This window comes from Sodalis sp. RH16 (assembly GCF_047324245.1).
In the GTDB taxonomy this organism is placed as follows: domain Bacteria; phylum Pseudomonadota; class Gammaproteobacteria; order Enterobacterales; family Enterobacteriaceae; genus Acerihabitans; species Acerihabitans ligni.
Genome location: NZ_CP178737.1, coordinates 2,905,255 through 2,917,965, shown reverse-complemented (window position 1 = coordinate 2,917,965; position 12,711 = coordinate 2,905,255). Strand labels below are relative to the sequence as shown.

Here is a 12,711-nt window from a genome sequence, read left to right as displayed (position 1 = left end):
TAAAAGACGGTGCCGGCCCTATGCCCAGGGCCCCGTTTATGTGCCGCTGACGGGTCAACGGGGCGATAGACTCATAGGGCGGCCATGGCGCCATCCTATGCTAATGGGCCGCCGTAGCCTCTTTTGCACTCTCGTCCGAGCTTTGTTTGTCCTCGCAGCCCGGCGTTTTATCGCAATACATATCCAGTAATTTCAGGGTGACGCCATTAGTCCAGCCGAAGCCATCCTGCAGCGGATATTCACCGCCGCCGCCGCCGCCGAGGCCGCTGCCTTCAACAACATATTTTTCCACCAGCTTGTGCTGATTATTATAAAGCCGCTGCACGTTGCCTAAAAACCGGGTGGCGATATCTTCCGCCAGGGCATCATTGCCGTAATTACGCAACCCTTCAACCGCAACCCATTGCAGCGGCGCCCAGCCATTGGGGGCATCCCATTGCTGGCCGGTGGTATGGGTAGTGGTGGTCAAGCCGCCTTGCTTAAGCAGCTGCGACCGTATGGTTTGCGCGGTGCGATTGGCGCGATCCATCGGCGCGATTTTTGCGTAGAGCGGAAACACGGTGGCGGCGGTAAGCTGTTCGCTCAGCTTGCCCTGCTGCCAGTTGTAGTCGGCGTAATAGCCCTCCTGATCGTTCCACAGGTGCTGGTTGATAGCCTGCTTCCGGCGTTCGGCCCGCTGGCTGTAATCATTGGCCGCTTTCTGATCCTTGGCCAGCAAACTGGCGTTGGCCAGGGTATGCTCAAGATGATACAGCAAGGCGTTCAGGTCCACCGGCAGGAATGAGGTGGTGCGTATGGACGAGAGTTCCAGCGGGTTGTAGAACCAGCGCGAACTATAATCCCAGCCAGAGGCGGCGCCGGCCCGCAAATCACGATAAACTTCCGCCGCCGGCCGGTCTTTGGCCTCGCTGGCGGTCAGCACGTCCTCCATATAGGATTCCGTGCGCGGGGTATCCAGATCATCCCAATACCGGTTCAGTAACGAACCGTCCGGCAAACGCACCACCCGTTTGTTGGCTTCGCCATTTTCCAGGTTCTCGCTGCCTGCCATCCAGTACTCGTACTCTTTTTTCAATTGCGGCAGGTACTTGAGGTAAACCCCCTCGCCATCGTGGGTCGCCAGCAAATCGATCATCAAGGCGAAAAAGGGCGGCTGGGAACGGCTCAGGTAATAGCTGCGGTTCCCGTTGGGAATATGGCCGTATTTTTCGATTTCATGGGCGAAGTTATTGGTCATATCCCTGACCAGTTCCCATTTGTCGCTTTCCGCCAGGCCCAGCATGGTGAAGTAGCTATCCCAATAATAGACTTCCCGGAACCGGCCCCCCGGCACCACATAATCGTTGGGCAGAGGCAGCAGCGAATCGTAAGGCCGTACGGTGGCGGTATTACGGGTCAATACCGGCCATAGCGTATTGATATGTTCACGTAACGTCTGGCCGGTGGGCGGCACATATTTCACCCGATCCGGGGGAAAGATAAAATTCTTGTCGACAAAGGTTCGCAGATTGAATTTTTTACGCCGTTTTTTTACTTGATAATCGGCCACAATCGCCGACGGAGTCCGGCGCGGTACCGCATCCGCAAAAGTTTTCTGGTCGGGGAATAATTTCGCCGTTTGCACGTCGATATAGAGCTGGCCCAATAATATGTCCGGCCCCAGCAAGGAAGGAATATTTGTTTTATTTTTAGTTGTACTCGTAGAGAGAGCCAGGCCTGAAGCTGCTCCCAGCGCCATGCCCAATGTCAGAAATCTTTTCCAGGTCCACCTGAAAGAGCGTGTAATCATAGGTTTTTCTCCTTTTTTATACGCCATCCGGCTAATCTGGCCGCGGCCGCGAAATTCGTAGCAGACTTATAACTATAGCCACTACTGAACTATTCATGGACATCCGGAACAAGCCCGAAACGTTTATTCTTCCCGGCGCAAGCGCCTTAACCAGGCTATGGCCCCGTCGGGCGCGGCGCGGCGGGAGCGCCACTGTCAAATGGACACGCTGATTATTTCCGCCGGCCGCCATAGGAAAAGAGAGCATCACATGATATTTTTTTGTTTTAAAACAACGAATAGCATTAAACCATCAATTGAAATATCCTGCTTGCGCACCCTCGGGGGTTTCATGGGCGCCGGCGGTTAGCCGTTAAACTGCCCCACCGGGCCGATGGATATGTCCAGGCAAAACCCGCGTTAAACATGCCGGCCGGCCTCGCCCAAACGAAGAGATTCGGATTTATCGTAAAGGCCGGATTGCCCGTTGCGGCCCTTGCCGAACGCTTTACTGACCGCCTGATCTTTATTGAGTTCAACACATGAACGTTATTAGATACTATTATTAAACAACAATAACAAAACGAAAACATCTTTAAATGAAATTTATAAATTCGCAGTGGTTATAGAGGGTTAATTATTATTAAGGAAACGCCATAGGGGAAAATAGAATTATCTGGGCGCGACTCGGGGGAAAAGAGCGGGCTATTGCCTAGCGGATTGGAGGTTTTAGACGTTAGCGCGCTAACGTGCATTCAATCAATGAGTGTAATCAGATATCGGCCCGGCGCGGCTGCGCATCGCTTGAAACCGCGCCCGGCGGTTCATATTCATACCCGGTGCTGGTCGTACTCCATATCGCTGACCCGTTGCCAGACTTCGGCGGGCATGTAAACCGGCATATGATCGCAGCCCATGGCGCTGAACAATGCATCGGTTTCGGAACAGGAAGCCCTGTCGGCGCTGGGTTCTTCAGGTAAGACAAGAAACAGACGCTTTAAATGTTCAATAATCATCTCGATGCTCCTGGCCTGAAGAGCAAGGCCTGTTGGTCGGGTGAATTGGCAGCGTACCGCCCGAAGATGACGGTAATACCGTTATAAACGCAAACCGTTCCCGCGGGAAAGCTTTTTTTTGTATCTCTGGCGCCTCAACGCGCCTTAGAACCGGCCTTTCACCGCCGTGCGGTTTCAATGCCCTGAAATGAAAGATATTAAATACCCTGCGGCGACGACCGATAAAATGTAAATCTGAACATAGAATATTCATATGGTTAAAAAGGTTGTCAATAATGGACGCCCGGAAGGCGGCCGGCCCCAGGCGGTTTGGGTTGCCCGGATATCCCCGGCGTTGTAGCATTGGCACCGGTCTTCTTTCCGAGCAACCCCATGCCCAAGCCGCAAAAACCCCGCAATGTCAGTGCCCGGTCAACCCAGGGCGTTACCGTATTTGAAGTGGCCCGTCTGGCGGGCGTGGCGCCCATTACCGTTTCACGCGTACTGAACGAGCCCGGCAAGGTTAAAGAAGCCACGCTGTTGAGGGTACGGCAGGTGATTGAAGAAACCGGCTACGTGCGCAATCAAATCGCCGGTTCGCTGGCATCCAACCGCACCCGGCTGGTGGCGGTCATCGTGCCGGTACTCACCAATCCGATTTTTTCCGATACCTACCAGGCCATAGCGACCTGGCTGGCCAAAGCCGACTACCAGGTCTTGCTAGGCATTTCCGGCTACCATGCCGAGCAGGAAGAGGAATTGATTGACGTTGTCCTCAGCCGCCGCCCCGACGGCATTATCCTGACCGGTACCATTCACACCGAACTGAGCCGTAGGCGACTGCAATCCACCGGCATCCCGGTGGTTGAAACCTGGGATATGACCGAAGAACCCATTGATATGCTCATCGGTTTTTCCCATGAGGAGATAGGACGGAGGGAAGCGCAGCATCTGCTGGCGAAAGGCTATCGGGATTTTGCTATTGTGGAAGTGGACGATCCGCGCGGCCATCGGCGCAGCGAAAGCTTCATAAGGGAGCTCGCGCTGCACGGTATAGCTCCCCGCCATCGCCAAACCTTTCATGGATTGCCGGCGCTGTCCCAGGGACGGGCAGCCCTACTGACGCTGCTGCCATTGCGGCAGCGGCCGCTGATGATCGTCTGTTCATCGGATACGCTGGCCCATGGCGTGCTGACTGAGGCCGCTTGCCAGGGAATAAACGTTCCCGGTGAATTTGCCGTCATGGGTTTTGGCGATATGAATTTCGCCGCGTTTACCTTCCCGTCGCTGTCTACGGTAAGAATCGACGGTGCCGGTATCGGCCGCCGGGCGGCCGCGGCTTTGCTGGAGCGGCTGAAGGGTAACACAACGTCCCCGCCGGTAATGATGGATGTGGGTTTCACTCTGGTGGATCGCGACAGTACCGCATTATTAGCCAACCCATGGACGTCCACAGAGTAACAGCGGACGCCGGCCGGCGGCAAAGCCTCTAGGGCGCGGTATCATTGGCATCGGCGACGAATTCAACGCCCGCGCCGAGCGTACCCTGGACAGAAAGCAAACAATACCCATTCATAGAAAATATATAATTATAAAAAGTATAGTTCCAATATTACTCTTTTTGTAATAAATACCCTTCCCTGTTGAGCCAATTCTTCAAGAAGAGGGGAAAGAGTGTTATTACCTCCTGGCAGCTCACTGTAATTATAAAATTTTTCTTATATGATCCACGTGCTATTAAATGAGCTCAATCATGCTATTTTAGCGATCATTATCCGGCACGCCAGTATTGATTACATATCAAATTAACTAGGATGTATTATTAATAAGGAAAATTATGTTTCATTATAAAGATTGCGGATTATCAATTGTTTGGCTCATCAACGGTTATGTGCAAGAGAAAATGAATAAGGGCTTCGCCTACCGCATTGAAGATAAATCCGGTTTACATCGATTAATCGCCAAGGCATTAATTAATCGCCGGGGATCTCTGACCGGACGGGAGATGTATTTTATACGCAGCGAAATGAATCTATTAACAAGGGAACTGGGAGAGAAAATGGGCGTGGGCGCGACGATCGTCAGTCAGTGGGAACAAAGTTGCCACCCCTTGCCCCGAGGGGCCGATATTGCATTAAGAACGATCTATGTCGGCTTATTGCTGGAAGAAAGCGAAAGGGAACTGCATGTCCATTTACTTTCCGAGTCGGGACAGGATCGTTTCATTGAACAGCTCATTTTTAGATTCATCGACAGGCAATGGCAGCGCTATGTGCCGCTGCCGGGATCGCCGGCGGAGATTGAGCCGATATAATGCGGCTAAAGCGGTGACGCCTGCGCCATCGCGGATCGTGCATTGAAATGATCACTTTTTAAAATTATCAAATTTGATTCATGATTCCGTCATCGGACAGCGTCAACGCGGCATGGCAATAAAAACGTCATATTGATTCTTTATACTTCAGCTTCAATTAAGTCCAAAAAAGAATAACAATATGTACGCCCGCCTGTCCTTGGCGCAGCGGCCAGGCTCCGGTATTAAGCCATCACCGGATGCCGTGCTCTGCGCCTTATTTTTTTGTCCCCGTTCCGCCTCGTCCGTCCGGGGCGAGTTACCCACGAAAGGCCATCTTTCCCGCCGGCGGTACGGTTATCGCGCCACTGCCGATGTTGAAATGCACCAAACCGCCCGAACAGGCCAATGACGTTATCGATTATGTCCTTTTGCCGGAAAGAGGCCATGGGTCGATTTGACCTGCCGGCGATGGCGAAGGACCGGGCCGATTAAAGGGGGAGCGTAAACAGGATCGAAGGCGATTCGCCCCTACTTGTCCTCCAGACCGAAACGTTCCGCCAGCTCGCGGCGTAGATTATCCGATTGCCGTCCGAAAATGGCCTGGATTTCCTGGCCTATCACAACCACCCCCACGGCGCCCAAATGCTGGATTTCCCCCGTATCCACCTTGCTCAAATCCTTGACCTTCACCCGCAAACGCGTGATACAGGCATCCACATCAACGATATTTTCCTGCTCGCCCAGCGCGGAAATCAATGAAGTGATATCCGGATCGTGCGGCACCGTGGCGTTATGCGGGTGCTTTATCTTCTCGCGGAAAAAACGCATAAATTCTTTGAAATTAACCATTCTTGCATCCTTATTTGAATTATCGGGGCCTGTTAGGCTCGCCGGCGGCTATAAAAGCGCGATCCGCGCCCTTCTCCCCGGCACGTTACTGAAAGTGCCACTGCTTATGTTATGCCTTACTTCAATTATCCTACCGCGATGGCGGCAGACCTGAAAGGAGGATTAAACGTCTTGAAGGTTGTGACGTGCATTCTCGAGTAAAAAATGTGATCCAGCCGACAGCGTCGCTGCTGCATATGCGCTACGAAAGCCGGCATAGCCAAAAGCCCCGCCAGGGTGATAAAACTAAAGGCCACAAAAGTTTTTTTCGTATCTCATGAGGCTATGGTCCAAACGACAAATAGGCCGTTATCGGCTTATATTTTAGGTTGCATTATTCTAAATACCTTCTACCTCTCGATTTATTATTCTAGCAATGGGAAAATATGATAAAAAAACGCAGCGCCAACCCCATGAATTTATTATTATTCATGATAGCAATTATCATTTCACTCTCTTATATTAACGCCACTGTTTGTTTTATTACCACTCTCTGACTAAACTTATATCATAAAGGGATTTTCATTGAAAAAGGGCCTTTCTTATTAATGTTTTAAAACCTGCCGCGGAGACATAAATGAATATCAAAACTCTGGAAGACCTTTTTATCCATGCCCTATCGGATGTGTACAGTGCTGAAAAGCAAATTACCCGCGCATTACCGAAAATGGCCCGCGCCGCAACAGATCCCGAGTTGGTCACGGCATTCCAAGCGCATCTTGAGCAAACGCACGGTCAGATAGAACGTATTGATAAATTGGTGGAAGCGACCCCTAATGTGAAGATCAAGCGGATGAAGTGCTTGGCAATGGAAGGATTGGTTGAAGAGGGACAAGAAATTATCGACGAAGTGGAAAAAGGCCCGGTGCGCGATGCGGGACTTATTGCCGCGGCCCAAAAGGTGGAGCACTACGAAATTGCCACCTACGGCACTCTTTGCGCTTTGGCTGAACTGTTGAAATATAGCGAAGGGAAGGCGCTGCTGGCTGAAACCTTAAAGGAAGAAAAAGACACCGATATTAAACTGTCTAAATTGGCGACGATGAAAGTCAATATAGCTGGCTAATATATTCCCCAGGTTATGCCTTATTTATTTTGCTTAAAGCCACGGCTCGGACAATATGAAAAATTGCCTGAGCTGTGATTTATTTATTCATGTTTTTTATAGGGTTGATATGATTATTTAATTTTTTATATATGGCTTAGGCCACCATAAAAACCCCTCAATATTTGGCGCAAACCACAATGGTCTAAATCCTGAACTCGGCAATAACTCTCTCTCGCCGCTATGTGGCGTTTTTGATAGCATTATTATCTGTTCAAAATTCACTGCCCTGCCAAATCGCCAATCGCCTGCGCCCGCTGTTCCATGGCGGGGGCGTCGCGTCACCAGCCCAGGCCATTAGCATGTCAATCGGCCATCATGCACCCTTCAAAGAAGAAATCAGCACTGAACAAAAGTGCCTTTTGGGACAATTGAAAGTTTAGCTTCTCTTACTAATTTCCCCAGCGGCACCTCTTAAGATAAGGGGGATCGACACCGCGAGGCCCTATCCGCTCTGCACGGTTTATATAACATCTTATCGGTCCTCTGCACTCCGTTAGCCCTTCTTTCCCCCCGGATTGGATGATAAATAGCCTTTCCGCCCCGCCATGCCGCATCGATGCCCGCCGCTGGTGCACGCCTGGTTTTTTATGCCCATGGTAAAGAGGAGAAAAGCCGGTGGGCTAGACCAGAGGTATCTGGCACGGCGTTTGCTTTGCTCAAAGCATCCCCGGCCACCGCAGGGGCAAAGCGTAACCGCCGGACGCCAGGCAGGCCGAACCGGCAATCACTATCGCGGCATCAAAAGACATTGTCACCCTTTACAACGGGCCGTTTATGTTTATCCACAACTCATTTTGGAGTGAATTGTATGCAACGACGTAGTTTGCTTAAAGCCTTTGCCCTCTCCGCTACCGTTATCGGCATGGGCATCAGTTGGGGCGCCCTGGCCGCGGATACCATCAAAGTCGGCATAATGCATTCACTGTCCGGCACCATGGCGATTTCTGAAACGCCGCTGAAAGATGTGGCCCTGATGACCATTGATGATATCAATGCCCACGGCGGGGTTTTAGGTAAACAGCTGGAGCCGGTGGTGGTGGATCCCGCGTCGAACTGGCCTCTGTTTGCCGAGAAAGCCCGTCAGCTGTTAACCCAGGACAAAGTGGCGGTGGTGTTCGGCTGCTGGACCTCGGTATCGCGAAAATCAGTGCTGCCGGTGTTTGAAGAGCTGAACGGCCTGTTGTTCTATCCGGTGCAATATGAAGGGGAAGAGATGTCGCCGAACGTATTTTATACCGGCGCGGCCCCTAACCAGCAGGCTATCCCGGCGGTGGAATATCTCATGAGCGAAGACGGCGGCGGCGCCAAACGCTTCTTCCTGCTCGGTACCGATTATGTCTATCCCCGCACCACCAACAAGATCCTGCGCTCGTTCCTGCATTCCAAAGGCGTGGCGGATAAAGATATCGAAGAAGTCTATACCCCCTTCGGCTACAGCGATTATCAGACCATCGTCGCCAATATCAAGAAATTCTCCGCCGGCGGTAAAACCGCGGTCATTTCCACTATTAACGGCGATTCCAACGTGCCGTTCTATAAAGAGCTGGCCAACCAGGGCATCAAGGCCACCGACGTTCCGGTTATCGCCTTCTCGGTAGGCGAGGAAGAACTGCGGGGTATCGATACCAAACCCCTGGTGGGCAATCTGGCGGCCTGGAACTATTTCGAGTCGGTGGATAATCCCACCAACAAGAAATTTGTCGCCGATTACCGGGCCTATGCCAAAGCCCATAATCTGCCCAATGCCGCTACGGTGGTGACCAACGACCCCATGGAAGCCACCTACGTGGGCATTCATATGTGGGCCCAGGCGGTGGAAAAAGCCAAGTCAACGGACGTGGATAAAGTCCGGGCGGCCATGGCGGGACAGACCTACGCGGCGCCGTCAGGCTTCACGCTGACCATGGATAAGACCAATCACCACCTCCATAAGCCGGTCATGATTGGCGAGATCGAGGATAACGGTCAGTTCAACGTGGTCTGGCAGACGGATAAACCCATTCGCGCCCAGCCTTGGAGCCCTTATATTCCCGGCGATGAGAAAAAACCGGATCATCCGGTGAAAAGCGCCATGTGATCTGAGTAAGGCCAGCGAGAGGGTATGGTATGGGTGCCGGAGCGTGGCCGGCGCCTGATTATTCCGGCGCCAGAACGGGTGAATATCATGAGCGGTTTAATTCGTTTATTACGGTGGGTAGCCCTGGCATTGTGCTTATGCCAGCCGCTGGGGGCCTTAGCCGGTCCCGCCGCCGATTTTGTCGCTGCAAACCGCAGCATGCAGGCCAAGATGCTGGAAAACTGGTCCGTGGCGCCGGATGCCTCGCGTTTACCGTTGCTGGAGTCATTGCGGCGGGAAGAGGTGGTTATCGACGAGGCGGGCCGGCCTTTTATCCAAAGGGATACGCAGCTGTTGCCCATGGAAGGCGATGGCAAACCGCAGGGCGCGGTTAAAAAAGTCTGGCTGAATAACCGGCTGCGCAATCTTATCGCCAATGCGCTGTCCGCTCATCAGCTGGTGAGCAACGATCGCCGCGTGCGGTTACAGGCCGCCAAGGTATTGCAACGGGAAGCCCAGGCGGACCAGTTGCCGTTGCTGACCGCCCGTTTAAAAGCGGAGCAGGATCCGTCGGTGCACGGTGCGTTGCTGGCCGCCCTGGCCAATCTGCAATTAAACGATGCCAATCCCCAGGTGCGGCTCCAGGCGGTGACGCTATTGGGCCAATCCGGCGATCCGGATACCCAGGCGCGTCTGGCATCCCTCACCAACGTTAACACCGAACCCGATGCCCAGGTCCGTGCCGCCGCTATCAACAGTTTAAAACAGGTAAGGCATCGGCTGCTGCTGGGAGACCTGCTGGGCCAGGCCTTTACCGGACTCTCGCTGGGTTCGATATTATTGCTGGCGGCGCTGGGACTGGCCATTACCTACGGCCTGCTGGGGGTAATCAATATGGCCCATGGCGAAATGCTGATGCTCGGCGCCTATTCTACCTATCTGGTACAGATGCTGATGCAGCAGTTTACCCCGCAATTACTGGCTTTTTATCCGCTGGTGGCCCTGCCGGTGGCCTTTGCCGTCACCGGCGGCATCGGCATGCTGCTGGAGCGCACGGTGATACGCCACCTTTACGGCCGCCCGCTGGAAACCCTGCTGGCTACCTGGGGTATCAGCCTGGTGCTTATCCAGGGAGTCCGCATGCTGTTCGGCGCCCAAAACGTGGAGGTGGCCAATCCTGACTGGCTGTCCGGCGGTATTCAACTGCTGCCGAATCTGGTCTTGCCCTGGAACCGCATAGCGGTAATTTTGTTTGTGCTCGCCGTACTGGCGCTGTGCTGGCTGCTGCTGAATAAAACCCGGCTGGGCATGAATATCCGTGCGGTAACTCAAAACCGGGCCATGGCCGCCTGCTGCGGCGTTCCCACCGGCCGGGTGGATATGCTGGCCTTCGGCCTGGGTTCCGGCATCGCCGGCCTGGGGGGCGTCGCGTTGTCCCAATTGGGCAATGTCGGACCCGAACTGGGCCAGGGTTATATTATCGATTCGTTCCTGGTGGTGGTGCTGGGGGGCGTGGGCCAGTTGGCGGGTACCGTGGCGGCCGCGTTCGGGCTGGGTATCGTCAACAAAATCCTCGAGCCGGAGATCGGCGCCGTGCTGGGTAAAATCCTTATCCTGGCATTGATTGTGCTGTTTATCCAAAAGCGGCCGCAGGGTCTGTTCGCCGTGAAAGGCCGGGTGATTGACTGATGAGCCAGCCCTTAACCATAACCGCGGTGCAAAAAGCGCCGCGCATCGCCATCACGCTCACCGGACTGGGCTTTATCGCGCTGGTGATTTTCCCGCTGCTGGCCCTGCTGCCCGAGGGGCATCCGCTGGCTATCTCCACTTATACCCTGACACTGGTGGGTAAAATCCTCTGCTATGCCGTGGTGGCCATCGCCCTGGATCTGGTATGGGGCTACGCCGGGCTGCTGTCCCTGGGACACGGGCTGTTTTTCGCGCTGGGGGGCTACGGCATGGGCATGTACCTTATGCGCCAGGCGGCGGGGGACGGTTTGCCGCCGTTTATGTCCTTTTTATCCTGGACTCAACTGCCGTGGTACTGGACCGGCACCGAGCATTTCGCCTGGGCGCTCTGTCTGATTATCCTGGCCCCCGGCCTGCTGGCGCTGGTTTTCGGTTATTTTTCATTTCGTTCGAAAATCAAAGGGGTCTATTTTTCCATCATGACCCAGGCGCTGACCTATGCCGCCATGCTGCTGTTTTTCCGCAATGAAACCGGTTTTGGCGGTAATAACGGTTTTACCGGTTTTACCACCCTACTGGGCTATACGGTAACCGCCACGTCCACCCGGATCGCACTGTTCATGGTAACGGTACTGCTGTTGGCCGCCAGTTTATTGCTGGGTTTCGCCCTGGCGCAAAGCAAGTTCGGCCGGGTGCTGACGGCGATAAGGGACGCGGAAAACCGCCTGGTGTTCTGCGGTTACGATCCCAAGGGCTTCAAGCTGTTCATCTGGACCCTGTCGGCGGTACTGTGCGGTCTGGCGGGCGCGCTGTATGTGCCGCAGGTAGGGATCATCAATCCGGGGGAAATGTCTCCCACCAACTCCATTGAAGCGGCGATCTGGGTGGCGCTGGGCGGGCGGGGCACCCTGATCGGCCCTTTGCTGGGGGCCGGCATCGTCAATGGCGCCAAAAGCTGGTTCACTGTGGCGATGCCGGAATATTGGCAGCTGTTTCTCGGCCTGATGTTTATCGTGGTCACCCTGCTGTTGCCCCAGGGCGTCATCGGCCTGCTGCGTAAAAGGAGGGGCTTATGAATGAAGGCCTACTGACGCAAACCTATCCGGCGGACGCCAGGCGGGATCGGCGCGACCCGGTGCTGTCGCTGGAAAACATCAACGTCAGCTTCGACGGTTTTCGCGCCCTAACCTCCCTCTCCTTTCAGATAGGCGTCGGCGAACTGCGCTGCGTTATCGGCCCCAACGGCGCCGGCAAGACCACGCTGATGGATGTCATCACCGGTAAAACCCGTCCCCAGAGCGGCCGGGCCATTTACGATCAGCAGACCGATCTGACCCGGCTCAGCCCGACCCAAATAGCCCGGGCCGGCATCGGCCGTAAATTTCAGAAGCCGACGGTATTTGAAGCCTTAACGGTATTTGAAAACCTGGAACTGGCGCTGAAAACCGATAAATCGGTCTGGGCCTGTTTGCGCAATAAGCTCACCAGCGAACAGCGGGACCGCATTGACGCCATGCTATCGACGCTGCGCCTGAGCCATGAGCGGCATCGCGCGGCCGGCATGCTGTCCCACGGACAAAAACAATTCCTTGAAATAGGTATGCTGCTGGTGCAGGAACCGCATCTGCTGTTGCTGGATGAGCCCGCCGCCGGCATGACCGATGCCGAAACCGCCTATACCGCCGAGCTGTTCCGCTCGCTGGCGGGTAAGCACTCGCTTATGGTGGTGGAGCACGATATGGGATTTGTGGAAACCATCGCCGACCATGTCACGGTGTTGCACCAGGGCCAGGTATTGGCGGAGGGATCGCTCCGGGAAGTCCAGGCCAATGAGCAGGTGATTGAAGTCTATCTGGGGCGATAATCGCATTCCGTTGGGGCGATAGCGGGAAAACCAAATTTTTTCCTGGG

At 54.1% G+C, this 12,711-nt stretch carries 10 protein-coding genes; 7 read left to right on the top strand and 3 right to left on the bottom strand.

What is annotated here, in order from left to right; all coding sequences use genetic code 11:
- Window positions 1-100: 100 nt before the first annotated feature.
- Both treA and ACL2XJ_RS13400 read right to left on the bottom strand, forming a co-directional pair.
- The gene (treA, locus tag ACL2XJ_RS13405; RefSeq protein WP_413726736.1) at window positions 101-1,789 is read right to left on the bottom strand and encodes an alpha,alpha-trehalase TreA; all 1,689 of its coding nucleotides are present in this window, start codon (window positions 1,787-1,789) and stop codon (window positions 101-103) included.
- An 809-nt stretch (window positions 1,790-2,598) separates the two neighbouring features.
- Entirely contained in the window at window positions 2,599-2,784 is a 186-nt protein-coding gene (locus ACL2XJ_RS13400) for a hypothetical protein (protein ID WP_203522616.1), read from the bottom strand.
- A 372-nt stretch (window positions 2,785-3,156) separates the two neighbouring features.
- Between ACL2XJ_RS13400 and ACL2XJ_RS13395 the strand changes: the two genes are divergently transcribed.
- Complete coding sequence (locus ACL2XJ_RS13395) at window positions 3,157-4,224, top strand: LacI family DNA-binding transcriptional regulator (protein ID WP_132923147.1); 1,068 nt, start codon at window positions 3,157-3,159, stop codon at window positions 4,222-4,224.
- Window positions 4,225-4,600: 376 nt separating this feature from the next.
- A complete protein-coding gene (locus ACL2XJ_RS13390; protein WP_413726735.1) occupies window positions 4,601-5,077 on the top strand; it encodes a hypothetical protein in 477 nt (158 codons plus the stop codon).
- A 510-nt stretch (window positions 5,078-5,587) separates the two neighbouring features.
- Here ACL2XJ_RS13390 and ACL2XJ_RS13385 read toward each other — a convergent pair.
- Entirely contained in the window at window positions 5,588-5,908 is a 321-nt protein-coding gene (locus ACL2XJ_RS13385) for a glucose PTS transporter subunit EIIB (protein ID WP_132923149.1), read from the bottom strand.
- A 616-nt stretch (window positions 5,909-6,524) separates the two neighbouring features.
- On the opposite strand from ACL2XJ_RS13385, the gene ACL2XJ_RS13380 reads away from it, so the two are divergent.
- From ACL2XJ_RS13380 to urtD, 5 genes are all read left to right on the top strand, one after another.
- Window positions 6,525-7,013: a ferritin-like domain-containing protein gene (locus ACL2XJ_RS13380; RefSeq protein ID WP_132923150.1), complete on the top strand. Its 489-nt coding sequence runs from the start codon at window positions 6,525-6,527 to the stop codon at window positions 7,011-7,013.
- A gap of 850 nt (window positions 7,014-7,863) precedes the next feature.
- Window positions 7,864-9,132 carry an urea ABC transporter substrate-binding protein gene (gene urtA / locus ACL2XJ_RS13375; protein WP_132923151.1) on the top strand — a complete coding sequence of 423 codons (1,269 nt, stop codon included), beginning with the start codon at window positions 7,864-7,866 and terminating at the stop codon, window positions 9,130-9,132.
- An 87-nt stretch (window positions 9,133-9,219) separates the two neighbouring features.
- Window positions 9,220-10,800, top strand: coding sequence for an urea ABC transporter permease subunit UrtB (gene urtB, locus ACL2XJ_RS13370; protein WP_413726734.1), 1,581 nt, complete (start codon window positions 9,220-9,222; stop codon window positions 10,798-10,800).
- The gene (gene urtC / locus ACL2XJ_RS13365; protein WP_413726733.1) at window positions 10,800-11,876 is read left to right on the top strand and encodes an urea ABC transporter permease subunit UrtC; all 1,077 of its coding nucleotides are present in this window, start codon (window positions 10,800-10,802) and stop codon (window positions 11,874-11,876) included. Before urtB ends, urtC begins: the two co-directional genes overlap by 1 nt.
- The gene (gene urtD, locus ACL2XJ_RS13360) at window positions 11,873-12,664 is read left to right on the top strand and encodes an urea ABC transporter ATP-binding protein UrtD (RefSeq protein WP_132923154.1); all 792 of its coding nucleotides are present in this window, start codon (window positions 11,873-11,875) and stop codon (window positions 12,662-12,664) included. The genes urtC and urtD overlap by 4 nt, the downstream gene beginning before the upstream one ends.
- Window positions 12,665-12,711 lie beyond the last annotated feature (47 nt).

What these genes read in the sequence shown, in the direction of transcription:
- treA (WP_413726736.1), bottom strand. Translation starts at nt 1,789, where the DNA reads ATGATTACACGCTCTTTCAGGTGGACCTGGAAAAGATTTCTGACATTG.
- ACL2XJ_RS13400 (WP_203522616.1), bottom strand. Translation starts at nt 2,784, where the DNA reads ATGATTATTGAACATTTAAAGCGTCTGTTTCTTGTCTTACCTGAAGAA.
- ACL2XJ_RS13395 (WP_132923147.1), top strand. Translation starts at nt 3,157, where the DNA reads ATGCCCAAGCCGCAAAAACCCCGCAATGTCAGTGCCCGGTCAACCCAG.
- ACL2XJ_RS13390 (WP_413726735.1), top strand. Translation starts at nt 4,601, where the DNA reads ATGTTTCATTATAAAGATTGCGGATTATCAATTGTTTGGCTCATCAAC.
- ACL2XJ_RS13385 (WP_132923149.1), bottom strand. Translation starts at nt 5,908, where the DNA reads ATGGTTAATTTCAAAGAATTTATGCGTTTTTTCCGCGAGAAGATAAAG.
- ACL2XJ_RS13380 (WP_132923150.1), top strand. Translation starts at nt 6,525, where the DNA reads ATGAATATCAAAACTCTGGAAGACCTTTTTATCCATGCCCTATCGGAT.
- urtA (WP_132923151.1), top strand. Translation starts at nt 7,864, where the DNA reads ATGCAACGACGTAGTTTGCTTAAAGCCTTTGCCCTCTCCGCTACCGTT.
- urtB (WP_413726734.1), top strand. Translation starts at nt 9,220, where the DNA reads ATGAGCGGTTTAATTCGTTTATTACGGTGGGTAGCCCTGGCATTGTGC.
- urtC (WP_413726733.1), top strand. Translation starts at nt 10,800, where the DNA reads ATGAGCCAGCCCTTAACCATAACCGCGGTGCAAAAAGCGCCGCGCATC.
- urtD (WP_132923154.1), top strand. Translation starts at nt 11,873, where the DNA reads ATGAATGAAGGCCTACTGACGCAAACCTATCCGGCGGACGCCAGGCGG.